Source organism: Rhizobium sp. CG4, from assembly GCF_023701965.1.
Classification (GTDB): Bacteria; Pseudomonadota; Alphaproteobacteria; order Rhizobiales; family Rhizobiaceae; genus Agrobacterium.
The window spans coordinates 166,580-182,255 of the sequence record NZ_JABAEG010000003.1; the positions used below are offsets into that span (position 1 = coordinate 166,580).

The window sequence follows — 15,676 nt, forward strand, 5'->3', positions numbered from 1 at the left end:
AGCGGTGAATGGCGGCGAGAGCAAGGCTTTCACGTTGTTTACCCGATTTGCGGGTAAAGCCGTATTATCAGGGCTTAGCTGATGATCTGGTAGCAAACTTTTGCAGTACCGGAGCTGACCATGCCGATATGCTGTGCGGCAGCCTTGGAAAGATCGAGAACACGACCCTTGATGAACGGTCCACGGTCGTTGATGCGAACGATCACAGCCTTGCCATTGCGGTTGTTGGTAACCTTGACCTTGGTGCCGAACCGAAGCGAGCGATGGGCCGCCGTCAGGTTGGATGGGTTCATGCGTTCACCGGAAGCAGTCTTCGAGGTTAGTGCGTACCAGGATGCCCCGCCGCAGCCATTTGCTGCATTGGCTTGAAGTGGAGCAATAAACGAACAGCAAACTATAGTCGCAACGGCGATAGTCTTGTGGCCGATCTTCATCAAATTGTGCTTCCCTTTATCATCAGCGGGCGCCGGTTGATCTGTGCGGCGCTTAGAAAGGGCGAAAAATGGCAAAAAAGAGCCTTTTTCTAATCACGAAATATAAATGACTGTAATAATCATGATTTTATCGTGATGATTGAAAATGTTGAGCTTTTTGAGAAAGGGTGAAAAATTTCTTTAGAATCAACAGCAAATTGAAAAGCAATTGCTAATAAATTTTAAGGCCTGACCGTTCACAAAACTGTCATGAAAAAATTTTCCAAGACTGTGAATCTGGCGCCCTAAATCCGGTTTAACCAAATCTTAATGTGGCAAATTCTTGATAAATTCATCCGCTAAACTGGCTTTGGATGAATTTTTCATGCCAAAACAGCCACTGGATTCAGCCATCCGCTGACCCTTGCCAGACCTTGTCGTCCCACATTTGCAGTAACGACATCCGGTAATCCGGGTAGCGAAATTCAAAGCCCATCTGGTGGATACGACGATTGGAGACGCGTTTGTTTTCGCCGTAGAAGGAGCGAGCCATCGCGGAGAGTTCAGCGGTTTCGAAATCCTGCTCTGGAGGTGGCTCAAGCCCCATCAGTTGAGCAGCGTAGGTCACAACATCCTGCGGCGGGCAGGGCTCGCTATCGGTCACATTGAAGATACCGTCAGCCTTCCGGGCAAAAAGCAATGCACATGCCGCACCGATGTCCTCCACCCGAATGCGATTGAAGACCTGATCCTTTTTGACCAGCCGGCGTGCTGTTCCGTTTTCCAGGTTTCGAAATGCATTTCGACCCGGACCGTAAATGCCGGAAAGCCGCAAGATCGAGAGTGGCAGGCCGGAGGTTTTGGCCTGCGCCATCCATGCGTCCTCTGCCGCCACTCTTTGAACTGAGCGAACCGAGACCGGACGGCAAGCTGTGTCTTCGTCCACCCATTCTCCGCCGTGGTCGCCATAAACGCCAACTGTTGACAGGTAGCTTACCCATTCCAGTTTCGGCATCAGGCTTTGCATCGGTGTGTTGCCGATAAGGCATAACAGCGGATCACCAGCGTCGTTCGGTCCGATGGATTGTATGAGGTGAGTTACACTTGAAAATGTGTCACGCAATGCGTCACTCAGCTCTTCTCCGTTAAAAATAAAGGGCTTTATGCCGTTTTTTGCAAGCTGATCGGCCTTGTCGGCTGTGCGTGTTGTGCCTGAAATTTGCGAGACATGGGCTTGAAGGTTGGTCGCTATCGCCTTGCCGGAATATCCGGCTCCCAAAATCATCGCATGCATTATAGTCTTATGCTCCTGCCAGTCGCCATTCTTCAAGCACGTCCGGATCATCTTCCGAACCGCGTGTTGCAGCGTAAGAGTGGAAGGCCTCTTTGTCCATCAGTCGCGACAAGGCCCAAACGGCCATGCCACGCACATCAGGCGAGGGATCTTTCACGAGATCAAGACATTGGTCGATAAATGTCGGGTCACCGGAATTGCCAGCGGCAATCAACACATTGCGAATGAAACGGTTGCGACCGATACGTTTGACCGGAGACCCGCTAAAGAAGGTGCGAAAGGTCGGATCATCAAGCGTCAGCAGGAAGGCGATGGATGGTTCGCTGAGGTCGTCACGTGCCTTCAGCTTCATTTCTGATGCACTTTGCGCAAACTTGTTCCACGGGCAGGCGGCAAGACAGTCATCGCAGCCATAGATACGGTTGCCGATCAGTGGACGGAAGTGAGGGTCGATGATGCCCTTGTGCTCAATCGTTAGGTAGGAGATGCAGCGGCGGGCATCCAGCTTGTAAGGCGCTGGAAAGGCGTCGGTTGGGCAGGCATCGACGCATGAGTTGCAAGACCCGCAGTGATCACGCTCCGGCCTGTCAAAATCCAGTTCTGCCGTGGTGAACAGGCTGCCGAGAAACAGCCAGGAACCATGCGTGCGGCTGACGATATTGGTGTGTTTGCCCTGCCAGCCGATACCGGCTGCCATCGCCAGCGGCTTTTCCATGACGGGTGCGGTGTCGACAAACACCTTCACATCCTCACCGGCACGGGCAGCAAAGCGCGTTGCGACCTCCTTGAGCCGGCCCTTGATAAGGTCGTGATAGTCGCGGTTGCGGGCGTAAACGGAAATTGCAGCCTTGTCCGGCTTATCCAGCAGATAACGCGGGTCTTCATCCGGACCATAATTCATGCCGAACATGACGATGGAGCGCACACTTTCCCAGAGGACACGCGGGTCGGCGCGTCGCTCTTCGGTTTCTGCCATCCAGCTCATGGTGCCGTGGTAATCGGCCTCCAGAAAATCTCTAAGCCGTGCTGGCGCCTGCGGAATGCTGTCAGGCGCCGTGATGCGACAGAGATCGAACCCGACTGCCGCTGCCTCCGAGCGCACAAAAGCCGTCAGCTTCGCGCGACGTTGGCTGTCGCGGTCGTTTGAGGTCGCTGTTTGTGTCACCGGGTCAGAAATCGAGGTCCGCATAGTGTGAAGAAGGTGCAAGGCCACGGATCCGTTCCCCGAGCATCGGGCGGAAGGACGGCCGGGACTTCAGCCTTTGATACCATTCCTTGGTAATGGGGGATTCGAGCCAGTCGATTTCTCCCAGATAATCCAGCACGGAAACACCAGCTGCCGCCGCAAGGTCGGCGTAACTCAGACGGTCTCCGGCAAGCCAGGTCCGTGAGCCGGACAGCCACTCGAGATAACGCATATGCTGGCGAATGTTGGCGCGTGCGGTGCGCAGCAGTTTGGAATCCGGGGCCCCACCGCCCTGTGCGGCGGTCATCTGCAGTTTATAGACACGTTCCCGTACCAAGGGGCGGGTGACGTCATTTTCCATCTTTTGAAGGAACCATTCGGTCAAGCGGCGAATTTCGGCGCGCTGGAACGGATCTTCGGCCAGCAGACGACGATCTCTTTTCAGCACACCGTGGGTTTCGTCCAGGAACTCGGCAAGCACATTCGGGCCGCAAAGTGCTCTCATATTATCATCAACATACACCGGCAGCGTGCCGGCCGGGTTGAGCGCCAGAAATTCCCTACGCTTCTCCCACGGCTGCTCCTCCACCAAATCGCACTGAAAGCCGTATTCTGACAGAATAAGACGGACAAACCGGGATGCAGTAGACATCGGTGAATGATAAAGAGTAGGCATTGATGCTCGAATTTAGAGATTGGTGATTTGTGAAAAGCTCGTGCTGCAGTGCTGCAAATATGCGCCTGTGGCAAAAGCTATAAGAGCTTAGCTATTTCAAAACAAGTTTAAACCCAAGAGACCATCATCCACATTCTCCCCGGCATATAAAAGGATTCCACATGGCGGACCAATCGATCATCAGCGCATTGCTGCTTGGTATCATAGAAGGCTTGACGGAGTTTATTCCGGTTTCGTCTACCGCACATGTGCTGCTTGCCGGACATTTCCTCGGTTTCAAGTCTCCTGGCAATACATTCGCAGTTTTGATCCAGCTCGGCGCGATCCTGGCCATCCTGCTGGTTTATTTCCAAAAACTGCTGTCGATTGCCATGGCTCTGCCGACAAGTGCCAAGGCTCGCCGCTTTGTTTTGGCGGTCCTGCTGGCTTTTCTGCCAGCTGCCATCATCGGTGCCTTTGCCCATGATTTCATCAAGCAAGTGCTATTTGAAACGCCGATGCTGATCTGTGTCGTGCTGATCATCGGCGGCGTTATCCTGCTGGCCGTTGATCGCATGACGCTGACGCCGAAATATACCGACGTCATGGACTACCCGCCGTCACTGGCTCTTAAGATCGGTTTCTTCCAGTGCCTGGCGATGATTCCCGGAACGTCGCGTTCCGGTGCCACCATCGTTGGTGCGTTGTTGATGGGGACTGACAAGCGCTCTGCGGCAGAGTTTTCATTCTTCCTGGCCATGCCGACCATGCTCGGCGCCTTCACACTTGATCTCTACAAGAACCGCGACGCACTGAGCTTCGATGATGGTGCGCTTATCGCCGTTGGCTTTATCGCGGCCTTCGTGTCCGGTCTCTTTGTGGTGCGTTCGCTGCTCGATTTCGTGTCGAAGCGTGGTTTCGCCGTCTTCGCCTGGTGGCGCATAGTGATCGGCACCATAGGTCTGATCGCTCTTCTGACGGTCGGCTAAATTTTGAGAACAAAACCAAGCTGGATGTGAAGATCATGTCTGGCCCGCTGGACACCAGAAATGCAAAAGCCTTTCCTGTTTCATGAAAACGGGAAAGGCTCAAAATGGCGTCAACGATGAAAATACCGTGCGCCGTTCGTCAAACCTGAAAATCAGATGTGATTTAGTGGATTGCACCGGTTGCGCAGGGATCCACACCGTAAGCCGGGGCGCATTCACTCTTTCCGGCGGCCACAGTACCCGGCGCCATGAAAGAACCTGCCAGAACTACCAATGCCGCACACGCAAAAAACAGTGCGATAGACCTGCCCATTATATATGCCTTTCAAATGATATTGCCCACATGACGGGTCGTCCATCTTGGGGATGCGAGGCTGGGGTATATGTGTCCCACCGCCCATTATCAATAGTACAGCTTGCTGAATGCTCGGTTAATGCAAAGTCTTATTCAGCGTTGCGCTTGTGCCACGCTTTCGTATCTGACGATTGTTGGCCCAAACGAAAATCGCCCGGAAATGGTTCCCGGGCGATTGTCGATGTTTTAAAATTTTGAGCCTTGCTCTCAGGCGGCTTTTCCAGTCTTGGCGAACTGGCCGTGGGCGCGGTAATGCACCATGTATGTCGGCAAAACGGACGAGACGCGAACAGGGGTAATGCCCATGGCAGCAAGTGTCAGGCCATTCTTCTCCGCGCTTTCGGAAACAACATTGTCCTTCTTCAACAGCGTAACCTGATCAGCAGTAAGAGCCGGCTTGATCAGTGGAACCATCGAGGAAATCTTGCCGATCAGCGAAGCGATCGGGAATGGCAGTGATACGAACGGACGCTCACGATAGGTGGCAGCCAGAACTGCCTCAAGACAGTCACGGAATGTCATGACTTCCTGACCGCCGAGTTCGTAGATTGCGCCAGGCTTCAAGGCGCCATCAACGGACTTTGCAACAGCCTCCGCAACATCTTCAACATACACAGGCTGGAACTTCGTCTTGCCGCCGCCAATCAACGGCAGGAACGGCATGGTCTGCGCCATGCGGGCAAACTTGTTGAAGAATTCGTCTTCATTGCCGAATACGACGGAAGGACGCAGGATAACCGCGTCTGGCAGAATGCTCTGTACGGCAGCTTCCGCACGACCCTTGGTGCGGGCATAGGACGATGCAGAGTTGGCGTCGGCACCAATTGCCGAGAGATGGGTCAGCTTCGCACCGGCGGCGCGGCTGGCTTCGGCAATTGCGCGAGCACCAAATTCCTGCACAGCGTCAAATGTGTTGCGGCCGCTTTCAAGCAGCAGGCCAACACAGTTGACCACGTAATCGGCATCCTCGACAGCCTTGTCGATCGATTGGCGGTAACGAAGATTGGCCTGGGCGAAGGAAATCTGGCCAACATTGCCGAGTGGTTGCAAGAAGCCGGCAAGATCAGGACGGCGGACAGCAACGCGAATGCGGTAACCGCGCTTTGCCAGCGTCCGGACTACATGACGCCCGATAAAGCCCGAACCGCCGAACACGGTGACGAGAGGGGGAAGGTTTGCCAAGGTCATGACAGGCTCCTGCGAACGGAATTACTGAGGTTTTAATGGTCTCTTAGCTGAAAGCGGGCAGCAGGTGAAGAGAGAACAGCATCAAGGATTACCCTTTGATGAACGGTTCTCCATTCACACTTGTTTTGCGTCAAATTCCCTCGACAACAACCAGCTCTGCATCGGAAACTGCCTGGCGAATTTTCAGGGCTTCTTGGTACTCAGGCGAGTTGAAACAATCGACGGCCGCCTGTCTCGAAGGGAATTCGATTACCACGTTACGCTGGCGTGCTTTGCCTTCAAGTTCGCTAAACTCACCTCCACGGGCCAGAAACACTGCGCCGAACCGCTCAAAGGCAGGTTTGGCGGTCGAAACATAGTCCTTGTAACGGTCGGTGTCGTGTACATCGATGCGGGCAATCCAATAAGCCTTGGCCATCAGTTCAACTCCTTTAAAGTGCAGTCTGCATTTCAGCGAGAATAGCGCGTGCAGCGGCTTTCGGATCAGCAGCTTTGACGATCGGGCGCGCAACCACAAGATGGCTCGAACCGGCGCGGATGGCATCAAGAGGTGTCATCACACGTTTCTGATCTCCGTGATCGGCACCTGCCGGGCGAATACCCGGGGTAACGACGGCCATATCTGGTCCAAGAACTTCGCGAACGGCGCTTGATTCTTCGGCAGAGCAGACAATGCCGCCCATGCCAGCTTCGCGGGCCTGTTTGGCGCGCAGCAGAACAAGTGATCGGGCGTCGCCACTGTAGCCGGCTTCGATGAGGTCGTCATTGTCCATGGAGGTCAACACGGTAACGCCCAGCAGGCAGAGGTCGGAGCCCTGTGCAGCCTTGACGGCAGCCCGCATGGCCTTGGGGTAGGCGTGAAGCGTCAGCATGGAAACGCCCATCTTGGCAATGTTCTCGACGCCTGATGCAACCGTGTTGTCGATATCCAGCAGCTTCATATCGAGGAAAACCTTCTTGCCGCTCTGGACAAGATCACGGGCAAATTCAAGCCCACCAGCAAAGGCCAGCTGATAACCTACCTTGTAGAACAGAACGTCATCACCAAGCTGGCTGACGATTGTTTCGGCTTCTTTTACTGTCGGAATATCAAGTCCGACGATCAGGCGATCACGTGCGGTCATCTCGGCTCCCCGTTCGTTGAAAGCATTCCGCGCAAAGACGCGCGGCGCTGCGTTGCACCGGTGTGATGAAACACAATATGCTTTGGTCGCGTCCAAGTCGCATGAGATGGGCTGTTCCGCAAGAAAAAACGGACCCCACAAATGGTGAGAGCCTTTTCATGTTCACTGAAAAGGCTCTTGGCGAAGTCTGCTGGTTCAGCTGCGGGTGTAACACCACAACTGTGCCGGCGGAATGTTGCGGACAATGAAGTCGAAATGCCGAATATGGTAGCGCGATGGCTGTGCAATGATCGGCGAAACCGGGCCGTAGGAAATCTGGATGACAGGACGGCCAACCGGAACGCGGTCCAGCAGCTGTTCCAGAAGGTTGGTGCGGGCCGACATCGGGAAGTTCAGCAGTGGCACAGCGGAAATGACGCTGTCAAAAATCTGGTCTTTTTGTTCGCCAAGCGTCTTTTCCAGATCAAACGCGTCGCCATTGATAAAATTAACACCGGGGTAATGACGCAGAAGCTGGTTATAGAAATCGGTCGAAAACTCGATTGCTGTCAGGTTTTCCGGTTTGATGCCACGGGCCAGAATGGCCTTGGTGATAACGCCGGTGCCTGGGCCAAGCTCAAGAACGGGAAGGTCTGACTGCGGAGTGATGACGCTTGCCATCTTGCGTGCGGTGACGGAGGAGGTTGGAACGATTGCGCCAACAGCCTTTGGCTGGCTGACCATTCCCTTGAAGAAGCGAATTTCCTCTTCAAATTTTCTCCCAAAACGTTCCTTTAGGCTTAAACCCATCTGTTCCCTCTCCGTTTGACGGCGACAGTCATTGTCTGCAGTTATGTTGCGCTCGTTTGCCGCAAAAACAAGGCAAAATGTCGCAATTGGGTTCTTTGCAGATATTTTCTTTCTGCAGCTTATCGTGCCGAAGAACGCCACGGTGTTTTGATAACGACAGGCGATAACCTGATGGCCTGACGCTCAAGGCTTCTATTGCAATGCGTCTGGACGCTTTAAATCACATTGAATGAAAAACGCCGAAGGGGTGAACCTCCGGCGTTTCAACAGATATGACTATATGTCGAGCCGGCTGTGTTACACGCGCATCGGCATCAGGACGTAAAGAGCATCATCGGCGGCAGTGTCGCGCACTAGCGTCGGCGATCCCGCGTCGGCCAGCAGGAAAATAGCATCGTCGCCTGAAAGCTGCGAGGTGATATCAAGCAGGTACTTTGCGTTGAAGCCGATTTCCATCGAGTCGTTGTCGTAGTCGATCGCGACTTCTTCAGTCGCGCTGCCGGAATCGGGGTTATTGACGGTAAGCGTCAACTGACCACTGGTGATTGCCAGCTTCACCGCACGACCACGCTCGGAAGAAATGGTCGATACGCGGTCAACTGCCTGGGCAAAGCTCTGGCAGGCAACGCGCATTTCCTTGTCGTTACCGGTCGGGATGACGCGCTGGTAATCCGGGAAAGTGCCGTCGATCAGCTTGGATGTCATGACAATCGAACCGATGGTCAGACGGATCTTGGCGTCGGAAACTTCCACCGTCACGATCAGTTCAGGGTTATCGACCAGCTTTTGCAACTCACCCACGGTCTTGCGTGGAATGATGATGCCCGGCATGCCTTCGGAGCCGGATGGTGCCTCGACATCGGCGCGTGCCAGACGGTGGCCATCGGTTGCGACAGCGCGCAGCTTGAGGTCGTTGTCGCTTTCAATCGTGTGGAAGAAAATTCCGTTCAGGTAATAACGGGTTTCTTCCGTCGAGATGGCGAACTGGGTGCGATCGATCAGCATTTTCAGATCGGACGCCTTCAGCTTGAATGTATGGCTGAACGTGCCGGCTGTCAGGTCAGGGAAGTCTGTCTCCGGCAGGCACTGCAGGGAAAACTTCGAACGGCCGGAAGTAACCGTCATCGAGGAACCGTCCGGATTGGTTGCCAACAGGACCTCGGAACCGTCAGGCAGCTTGCGCACGATTTCGTACAGCAGGTGCGCTGGTACGGTTGTTGCGCCAGCCTGCTCGACCATGGCCGGTGTTGCTTCTGTTATCTCGAGGTCAAGGTCAGTTGCCTTCATGTCGAGGCTCGCACCGGAGGCGCGCAGCAATACGTTCGACAGGATCGGAATCGTATTCCGGCGCTCCACGACCCTATGGACGTGGTTTAGCGATTTCAGAAGGTTGGAACGCTCAAGAGTAATACGCATGGACACTACCGCTTTCGACCGCGCGAACCGGAAACCCGGATCGACAATTGTATGCATGTCTGGCTGAACCAGAAACTGTGGGACGGGCAAAATGGCAGAGATATACCGAAAAATGCAAGAGGCGAATGCGCACGGCGCGCGCCATTTTGGTGCTATACAACATGATCCACAGCCAAAAACACCTTGGTGCCCTTGTTCAGGCATCGTCTCTTTACCATAAAGACAGGAAAGATGCGGATAATGATCGGAAATAAGAGTGACGGATAATGAAACGAGCGGCACGTCATCAGGTGGCGTGAAGGGATATCTGGTTGGTGGCGTGACAGTGCCGGCCCGCCCGCTGGATGTGGCGCTGTATCTTGTTGCCACCCCGATCGGCAATCTCGGCGATATCACCCTGCGGGCTCTCGAGACCCTGGCCTCGGTTGATGTTCTGGCCTGCGAGGATACCCGCGTCACCCGCATCCTGCTGGACCGTTACGGCATTCGCAACCGGCCGTTTTCTTATCATGAGCACAATGCCAATGAAGCGGGGCCAAAATTGCTGGCAGCGCTCGAAGCCGGAAAATCCGTCGCTCTGGTTTCCGATGCAGGCACACCGTTGGTCTCCGACCCCGGTTATCGTCTCGGTCAATTGGCGCTCGAAGCCGGTTACCGCGTAGTTCCCATCCCCGGTGCGTCCGCGCCACTTGCCGCACTTGTTGGTTCGGGCATGCCAAGCGACGCATTTATGTTTGCAGGCTTTCTGCCGGTCAAGGACCGCGGCAAACGCGATCGTTTGTCGGAACTGGCCAAAACGCCGGCAACATTGATCTTTTTTGAATCACCCCATCGTATTTGCGCGACCATCAAGGTTGCGTCTGAAGTTCTCGGGGTAAACCGCCGTGCTGTGGTGTGCCGTGAACTGACCAAGACCTTTGAGGAGTTTCGTCGCGGCACCCTTGGCGAATTGACCGAGTGGTACAATGAGGATCGTGTGGTCAAGGGCGAGATCGTGCTGTTGATTGAGCCTCCGTCCTTTGACGAGGTACCTGACATTGAGGACGTAGAGGATCTGTTGAAGGATCTGGCCTCCACCATGCCGACCGCAAAGGCTGCGGCCGAAGCATCAAGGCTTACCGGCCTGCCACGCAAGGAGCTTTATCAGCGACTGCTCGACATGAAGAATGCCAATGGCGGTTGAAGGCCGGCTAAAGAAACGAAAAAGGGCGCACCGGCGCGGCCATCTCGCGGAATATCTCGCCGCCCTTTACCTTGTCCTCAAGGGGTACCGCATTCTGGCGCTGCGTTATCGCACGCCGCTCGGTGAAATCGATATCATCGCCCGCAAGGGTGAACTGGTGGCGATGGTTGAGGTCAAGGCGCGTAGAGCCGAAACGACGGCTGTGGATGCGGTCAGTTTTGAATCGCAACGACGTATCCGCGCGGCCGCCGATGTCTGGCTCGCCCGCATGCGCGGCACAGGCCACTTGTCGCTGCGGTTTGATATTGTCGCCATCCTGCCATGGTCATGGCCCCGGCATTTCCGCGACGCTTTCTAAGGCGTTTCAGCCATCGGGAAGGGTTAGCGTCGTGCCTATGGCAGGGGCGGGAGTGGTGAACTCGGCTGCTGTTTTTGTTCGGCGTGCATCAATTGGCAACGGTTCAGCAATATTTGCGTCTGCGTAGTGATTTATCGGCATAACGGCGTGCTCTAATAAAGACGTGCAATCAGCACCATGCACAACTGTAACAAATCTGACATGTAACTGTTAAAGTGGCGTCATGGAACGTCACTATTCGCATGCTCACCCCAATCAACTGGTGGAGAGGATCGAGTAATGCTCAAAAAGTTTTCCATGGCCGCACTGGCCATCAGCGTTTCGGCAACGTCTGCCATGGCGGCAACCAACATCACTTGGTGGCACGGCATGGGTGGTCGTAACGGCGAAGTCATCAACGAGATTTCGCAGAAGTTCAACGCATCGCAGGCCGAATGTGCGCTGACCCCGGTTTCCAAGGGCACTTATGAAGAAGCTCTCGCCAGCGGTATCGCAGCATTCCGTTCGGGCGAACAGCCAAACATCCTTCAGGTTTTTGATGCTGGCGCCGCCACCATCATCAACGCCAAGGGCGCAGTTATTCCTGCTGAAGACCTGATCAACAACGCCGGTTACAAGTTCGACCGCGAAGCCTTCATCCAGGGCGTACGTTATTTCTACGCGGATTCCGAAGGCAAGTTTGTCGGCATGCCTTTCAACTCTTCCGCTCCGATCATGTACATCAACACCGAAGCCTTCAAAAAGGCTGGCGTTGAAGTGCCAAAGACCTGGGAAGAATTCGAAACTGTTGCACCGAAGCTGAAAGAAGCCGGTTACACCGCGCTGACCGCCTCGCAGCTGACCTGGCAGTTCACCGAAAACTTCTTCTCGCGTCATAACCTGCAGTTCGCAACCAACAACAATGGTTACGACAGCGTTGTTGACACCAAGATGAACCTCACCGACCCGAACCTGATCAACATGTTCGAGAAGCTGAAGTCCTGGGCTGACAACGGTTACTACGCCTATTACGGCGCTGGCTGGGCCGACAACCAGAAGCCTTTCGAAGAGGGCAAGGTTGCTATGTGGATCGGTTCTTCCGGTTCGTTCGGTGGTCTGCAGAAGACTGCAACCATGCCTTTCTCGGCTGATTTCCTGCCTTACTGGAAGTCGGTTGAAGGCGCTGGCACCAACACCTTCATCGGCGGTGCAGCCCTGTTTGCGATGGCTGGCAAGCCTGAGGCAGAAAACAAGTGCTCTGCTGACTTCTTCCAGTTCCTGACATCGCCGGAAATCCAGAAGTTCTACCATGAAGCAACCGGTTATGTTGCCATCACCAATGCTGCTTACGAGCTGACGAAGTCTGAAGGCTACTACGAAAAGCAGCCTGTTGCTGAAGTTGGTATGAAGCAGCTGATGCTCAAGGGTGGCGACTGGTCCAAGGGTTACCGTCTCGGTTTCTACCCACAGATCCGTTCGATCATGGAACGCGAATACAACCGCATTTTCGCTGGCGAAACGACTGTGAAGCAGGCGTTTGAAACCATCGAAAAGGAAGGCAACGAGCTTCTCGCACGTTTCGCCAAGACGGCTGGCTGATATCAGCGATCCCCGATAGTCGAATGTAAACTGGGCCTCCTTTCCCTTGTGGAAGGGAGGTCCATTCAGCGATTACCCCTATTGCGCAATTCTAGAGGTTGTCCGCCATGCGGTTTGCCGGGATTGCTTCAGGAGCAACGAGCGTGGCTTACACATCCTCTCAACCTCGCCGCATCCGGTTTCTTCCCGGATTTATCACAAAGGCGAATAAGCCGGCTGTTTTGGCCGAACCGGCTGGCATGAAACGGGTGCAGTTTTCCTCGTCGTTTCTTCCCTATCTGTTTCTTGCGCCGCAGTTGGCGGTTATTTTTATCTTCTTTTATTGGCCGTCCGTGCAGGCGGTTCAGTCTTCATTCTATATTGAAGACCCGTTCGGTTTCGGTTCGACCTTTGTCGGTTTCGACAATTACACCGATGCAGTTTCCAGTTCGGAATACGGAAATATTGCCCGGTTTACCGTAATCTTCACGGCACTTGTCACACTGTTTTCGTTATCGCTGGGCCTTCTTCTTGCGATCAAGGCCGACAAGATTATCCGTGGCAGTTCCGCCTACAAGACCTTGCTGATCTCGGTATACGCGATCGCACCGCCAGTGGCGGGCCTGATCGGCATGATGTTCTTTGACCAGCACATCGGTCCGTTCGTAAAACTTGCCTCGTGGTTTGGCTGGGACATGAAAGTTGGGTTGAACTACTTCGATACGGCATTTGCGATGATTACCGTCGCCGTGTGGAAGCAGATCCCTTACAACTTCATCTTCTTCCTGTCTGGTTTGCAGGGCGTACCCGTATCTGTTCGTGAAGCAGCTGCCATCGATTGCCGTTCAGGTTTCCGCCGGTTCTGGACGGTTATCCTGCCATTGCTGACCCCAACCGCCTTCTTCCTGCTTATCATCAACATCACCTATGCGCTGTTCGACACATTCGCGATCATTGACGTGATGGTAAAGGACAAGGCCGCCAACAACCCCATTACCCTTGTCTACAAGGTCTTCATGGATGGTTTCCGTGGCAATGATATCGGTGGTTCGTCCGCCCAGTCCGTCATTTTGATGCTCGTGGTGTTTGCTCTCACAATCATCCAGTTCCGCTTCCTCGAGAAGCGCATTCACTACAGCTGAGCGGGAAACAGACATGTACAAGACAAAACCTCTCGACCATCTGGTGCTGATCCTAGGTTCGCTGTTTTTGATGCTGCCGGTCGTGGTCGCTTTCATGACGTCCACCCATACGGCGGCAGAAATTCACAGCAATGGTATTACCATTCTGCCAGGTGACAACATGGTGGCCACCTACAAGAAGGTACTGACGCAGAAGGGCGGTTTTACCGGCCAGATCACCGGCTTCAATATGGTCGTCAATTCGTTGATCCTCGGTGTCGGTTTTGCTGTCGGCAAAATCGTGCTGTCGATGATGGCGGCCTACGCCATCGTCTACTTCCGTTTCCGTTTTGCCACTCTCGCATTCTGGATCATCTTCACGACTCTGCTTTTGCCGCTCGAAGTGCGCATTATGCCGTCCTATCAGGTGATGAGCCAGCTTGGTCTGCTTAATACCTATAGTGGTCTGATCTTGCCGTTGCTGGCTTCTGCCACCGGAACCTTCTACTTCCGGCAATTCTTTAAGTCTGTGCCAGACGAGTTGCTGGAAGCGGCCCGCATCGACGGCGCCGGTCCGCTCAAGTTTTTCATTGATGTTCTGGTGCCGCTGTCGCGCACCATGATGGCCGCCATCTTCATCATCATGTTCGTCTATGGCTGGAACCAGTATCTCTGGCCCATGCTGATGACCACGGATGAGAGTTTCTTCACCTTGATGCGTGGCATCAAATCCATTCTCCAGGTCTGGATCGGCTCCCAGATCCCCGATTACAACGAAGCGTTTGCGCTTGCGGTGCTCGCCATGCTGCCGCCGGTTCTCATCGTGGTGATTTTCCAGCGGTGGTTCATCAAGGGCCTCACCGAAAGCGATAAATAAAGGATAGGTAACATGGCCGAGATCGAAATCAGTCAGGTCTGCAAGGATTACCATGGTGGCGTACGCGCCGTTCACGGGGTCGATATCTCCATCAATGACGGCGAGTTCATCGTGCTCGTTGGCCCATCCGGCTGCGGCAAGTCCACACTTTTGCGCATGGTCGCGGGTCTCGAAGAAATCTCCGAAGGCACGGTGAAAATCGGGGGGCGTGTTGTCAATAATATTGACCCTGCTGACCGCGACATCGCCATGGTGTTCCAGAACTATGCGCTTTACCCGCATATGACTGTGTATGAAAACCTCGCCTACGGTCTGAAAAACCGCAAGACACCAAAGGCTGAGATTGACGCACGCGTGCAGGAAGCAGCGCGCATGCTGGAACTGCAGCCCTATCTGGAGCGCAAGCCGCGGGCCCTGTCCGGTGGTCAGCGTCAGCGCGTTGCCATGGGTCGCGCCATCGTGCGCAAACCGGCTGCGTTCTTGTTCGATGAACCTCTGTCCAACCTGGATGCCAAGCTGCGTGTTTCGATGCGCGGTGAAATCAAGCGTCTGCAAAAGCGTCTTGGCACGACATCGCTTTACGTCACCCATGACCAGCTGGAAGCCATGACACTGGCCGACCGTCTGGTTGTACTGAACGGTGGCCGTATCGAGCAGATTGGCGCACCTCTGGATGTTTATCACACGCCAGCCTCGACATTTGTCGCAAGCTTCATCGGCTCGCCGGCCATGAACCTCGTTGCCGGTGAATTACATGGCGATCGTCTCGCCATCGGCCCTGAAATCATGACACTGAAGAGCTTTGCGCCGGCATCCGGTGCTGTCACGGTTGGCATGCGAGCCGAAGATTTCCGCATCGCCGGGCCCGAGGAAAAGGGGCTGGCATTCCGTGTCGATTATGTGGAAGAGCTGGGTTCGCAGCGCCTCGTACATGGTTTTGTCGGCGATCAGGCAATGACGGCTGCCTTCCCGCCGGATCTGCCAGTACCGCTGGAGTTCTCGCTGACCATCGCGCCGGAGAAGCTGCACTTCTTCTCTGTTGAAACAGGAAAGCGGATTGAGCAGCAACATGCGCGTTTCAATGCAGAACAACAGACCGCTGCTATCCCTTTATTTGCGGGATGAAACGTCTGCATTTGAGGCCAGATCGATAAAATTGAACGGACTGGAT

16 protein-coding genes are annotated in these 15,676 nt (G+C 54.4%); 7 read left to right on the forward strand and 9 right to left on the reverse strand.

Annotated features, from left to right (window positions below):
- Positions 1-74 precede the first annotated feature (74 nt).
- The 4 genes from HGO37_RS11035 to HGO37_RS11050 all read right to left on the reverse strand — a co-directional run bounded on the left by HGO37_RS11035 (position 75) and on the right by HGO37_RS11050 (position 3,569).
- Positions 75-434, reverse strand: a complete 360-nt coding sequence (locus HGO37_RS11035; RefSeq protein ID WP_192487804.1) for a septal ring lytic transglycosylase RlpA family protein — start codon at positions 432-434, stop codon at positions 75-77.
- Positions 435-819: 385 nt separating this feature from the next.
- Entirely contained in the window at positions 820-1,707 is an 888-nt protein-coding gene (locus tag HGO37_RS11040; protein WP_250983367.1) for an SDR family oxidoreductase, read from the reverse strand.
- A gap of 7 nt (positions 1,708-1,714) precedes the next feature.
- The gene (queG, locus tag HGO37_RS11045; protein ID WP_250983690.1) at positions 1,715-2,896 is read right to left on the reverse strand and encodes a tRNA epoxyqueuosine(34) reductase QueG; all 1,182 of its coding nucleotides are present in this window, start codon (positions 2,894-2,896) and stop codon (positions 1,715-1,717) included.
- Positions 2,877-3,569 carry a glutathione S-transferase family protein gene (locus tag HGO37_RS11050; protein WP_192486735.1) on the reverse strand — a complete coding sequence of 231 codons (693 nt, stop codon included), beginning with the start codon at positions 3,567-3,569 and terminating at the stop codon, positions 2,877-2,879. Before HGO37_RS11050 ends, queG begins: the two co-directional genes overlap by 20 nt.
- Before the next feature lie 161 nt (positions 3,570-3,730).
- Between HGO37_RS11050 and HGO37_RS11055 the strand changes: the two genes are divergently transcribed.
- Entirely contained in the window at positions 3,731-4,537 is an 807-nt protein-coding gene (locus HGO37_RS11055; protein ID WP_250983368.1) for an undecaprenyl-diphosphate phosphatase, read from the forward strand.
- 562 nt (positions 4,538-5,099) lie between these two features.
- Here the strand turns inward: HGO37_RS11055 and HGO37_RS11060 are convergent.
- The 5 genes from HGO37_RS11060 to dnaN all read right to left on the reverse strand — a co-directional run bounded on the left by HGO37_RS11060 (position 5,100) and on the right by dnaN (position 9,409).
- Positions 5,100-6,080: a complex I NDUFA9 subunit family protein gene (locus HGO37_RS11060; RefSeq protein ID WP_250983369.1), complete on the reverse strand. Its 981-nt coding sequence runs from the start codon at positions 6,078-6,080 to the stop codon at positions 5,100-5,102.
- A 130-nt stretch (positions 6,081-6,210) separates the two neighbouring features.
- The gene (locus tag HGO37_RS11065; protein WP_250983370.1) at positions 6,211-6,498 is read right to left on the reverse strand and encodes a DUF1330 domain-containing protein; all 288 of its coding nucleotides are present in this window, start codon (positions 6,496-6,498) and stop codon (positions 6,211-6,213) included.
- A 13-nt stretch (positions 6,499-6,511) separates the two neighbouring features.
- Complete coding sequence (pyrF, locus tag HGO37_RS11070) at positions 6,512-7,204, reverse strand: orotidine-5'-phosphate decarboxylase (protein WP_250983371.1); 693 nt, start codon at positions 7,202-7,204, stop codon at positions 6,512-6,514.
- A gap of 195 nt (positions 7,205-7,399) precedes the next feature.
- Positions 7,400-7,993: a phospholipid N-methyltransferase PmtA gene (pmtA, locus tag HGO37_RS11075; RefSeq protein ID WP_250983372.1), complete on the reverse strand. Its 594-nt coding sequence runs from the start codon at positions 7,991-7,993 to the stop codon at positions 7,400-7,402.
- 297 nt (positions 7,994-8,290) lie between these two features.
- Positions 8,291-9,409: a DNA polymerase III subunit beta gene (gene dnaN / locus HGO37_RS11080; protein ID WP_192486741.1), complete on the reverse strand. Its 1,119-nt coding sequence runs from the start codon at positions 9,407-9,409 to the stop codon at positions 8,291-8,293.
- Positions 9,410-9,704: 295 nt separating this feature from the next.
- On the opposite strand from dnaN, the gene rsmI reads away from it, so the two are divergent.
- From rsmI to HGO37_RS11110, 6 genes are all read left to right on the forward strand, one after another.
- A complete protein-coding gene (gene rsmI, locus HGO37_RS11085) occupies positions 9,705-10,592 on the forward strand; it encodes a 16S rRNA (cytidine(1402)-2'-O)-methyltransferase (RefSeq protein ID WP_250983691.1) in 888 nt (295 codons plus the stop codon).
- Complete coding sequence (locus HGO37_RS11090; protein WP_250983373.1) at positions 10,582-10,950, forward strand: YraN family protein; 369 nt, start codon at positions 10,582-10,584, stop codon at positions 10,948-10,950. Before rsmI ends, HGO37_RS11090 begins: the two co-directional genes overlap by 11 nt.
- A 279-nt stretch (positions 10,951-11,229) precedes the next feature.
- Positions 11,230-12,528: an extracellular solute-binding protein gene (locus HGO37_RS11095; protein WP_250983374.1), complete on the forward strand. Its 1,299-nt coding sequence runs from the start codon at positions 11,230-11,232 to the stop codon at positions 12,526-12,528.
- 143 nt (positions 12,529-12,671) lie between these two features.
- The gene (locus tag HGO37_RS11100; protein ID WP_250983375.1) at positions 12,672-13,649 is read left to right on the forward strand and encodes an ABC transporter permease subunit; all 978 of its coding nucleotides are present in this window, start codon (positions 12,672-12,674) and stop codon (positions 13,647-13,649) included.
- Between the two features lie 13 nt (positions 13,650-13,662).
- Positions 13,663-14,505, forward strand: a complete 843-nt coding sequence (gene ugpE / locus HGO37_RS11105) for a sn-glycerol-3-phosphate ABC transporter permease UgpE (protein ID WP_250983376.1) — start codon at positions 13,663-13,665, stop codon at positions 14,503-14,505.
- A gap of 12 nt (positions 14,506-14,517) precedes the next feature.
- Positions 14,518-15,630 (forward strand): sn-glycerol-3-phosphate import ATP-binding protein UgpC, encoded by a 1,113-nt coding sequence (locus HGO37_RS11110; protein WP_250983377.1) that lies wholly within the window; start codon positions 14,518-14,520, stop codon positions 15,628-15,630.
- Positions 15,631-15,676 lie beyond the last annotated feature (46 nt).

What these genes read in the sequence shown, in the direction of transcription:
- HGO37_RS11035 (WP_192487804.1), bottom strand. Translation starts at nt 434, where the DNA reads ATGAAGATCGGCCACAAGACTATCGCCGTTGCGACTATAGTTTGCTGT.
- HGO37_RS11040 (WP_250983367.1), bottom strand. Translation starts at nt 1,707, where the DNA reads ATGCATGCGATGATTTTGGGAGCCGGATATTCCGGCAAGGCGATAGCG.
- queG (WP_250983690.1), bottom strand. Translation starts at nt 2,896, where the DNA reads ATGCGGACCTCGATTTCTGACCCGGTGACACAAACAGCGACCTCAAAC.
- HGO37_RS11050 (WP_192486735.1), bottom strand. Translation starts at nt 3,569, where the DNA reads ATGCCTACTCTTTATCATTCACCGATGTCTACTGCATCCCGGTTTGTC.
- HGO37_RS11055 (WP_250983368.1), top strand. Translation starts at nt 3,731, where the DNA reads ATGGCGGACCAATCGATCATCAGCGCATTGCTGCTTGGTATCATAGAA.
- HGO37_RS11060 (WP_250983369.1), bottom strand. Translation starts at nt 6,080, where the DNA reads ATGACCTTGGCAAACCTTCCCCCTCTCGTCACCGTGTTCGGCGGTTCG.
- HGO37_RS11065 (WP_250983370.1), bottom strand. Translation starts at nt 6,498, where the DNA reads ATGGCCAAGGCTTATTGGATTGCCCGCATCGATGTACACGACACCGAC.
- pyrF (WP_250983371.1), bottom strand. Translation starts at nt 7,204, where the DNA reads ATGACCGCACGTGATCGCCTGATCGTCGGACTTGATATTCCGACAGTA.
- pmtA (WP_250983372.1), bottom strand. Translation starts at nt 7,993, where the DNA reads ATGGGTTTAAGCCTAAAGGAACGTTTTGGGAGAAAATTTGAAGAGGAA.
- dnaN (WP_192486741.1), bottom strand. Translation starts at nt 9,409, where the DNA reads ATGCGTATTACTCTTGAGCGTTCCAACCTTCTGAAATCGCTAAACCAC.
- HGO37_RS11090 (WP_250983373.1), top strand. Translation starts at nt 10,582, where the DNA reads ATGGCGGTTGAAGGCCGGCTAAAGAAACGAAAAAGGGCGCACCGGCGC.
- HGO37_RS11095 (WP_250983374.1), top strand. Translation starts at nt 11,230, where the DNA reads ATGCTCAAAAAGTTTTCCATGGCCGCACTGGCCATCAGCGTTTCGGCA.
- ugpE (WP_250983376.1), top strand. Translation starts at nt 13,663, where the DNA reads ATGTACAAGACAAAACCTCTCGACCATCTGGTGCTGATCCTAGGTTCG.
- HGO37_RS11110 (WP_250983377.1), top strand. Translation starts at nt 14,518, where the DNA reads ATGGCCGAGATCGAAATCAGTCAGGTCTGCAAGGATTACCATGGTGGC.